We start from the raw sequence: 513 nt of genomic DNA on the forward strand, positions 1-513 counted from the left end.
GGCCAGCGCGGAAAGCAATTTATAGTCGAACATCAATTTTCCTAATGGGCGATCAGCACTATTGGTTTTTCTTATACAGCGTCACACCGGAGAATAGCCAGCAAGCACTCTCTTTCAAGGATCTCTCCCATGTGGCAAAGCTACGTAAACGGCCTGTTGGTGGCGTTCGGCCTGATCATGGCGATCGGCACGCAGAACGCATTTGTCTTGGCGCAAAGCCTGCGCCGTGAACACCATTTGCCGGTGGCGGCATTGTGCGTGGTGTGTGACGCGATTCTGGTCGCGGCCGGAGTGTTCGGCCTGGCGACGATTCTGGCGCAGAACCCGACCCTGTTGGCGATCGCCCGTTGGGGCGGCGCGACGTTTCTGATCTGGTACGGCAGCCAGGCGCTGCGCCGGGCCTGTTCGAAGCAGAGCCTTGAACAAAGCGAGAACCAGACCGTGCGTTCGCTGCGCGCAGTGATGCTCAGCGCTCTGGCGGTGACCTTGCTCAACCCCCACGTTTATCTGGAT

Annotated in this window: 1 protein-coding gene; it reads left to right on the forward strand. The window is 58.5% G+C overall.

The genetic code is table 11. From position 1 onward, the window contains the following. Positions 1-129: 129 nt before the first annotated feature. Positions 130-513: LysE family transporter (locus J5M71_RS27205; protein ID WP_207838630.1), on the forward strand; the 384-nt coding region annotated here is incomplete at its 3' end.

It is taken from the genome of Pseudomonas sp. 43(2021) (genome assembly GCF_017490805.1).
Lineage (GTDB): Bacteria > Pseudomonadota > Gammaproteobacteria > Pseudomonadales > Pseudomonadaceae > Aquipseudomonas.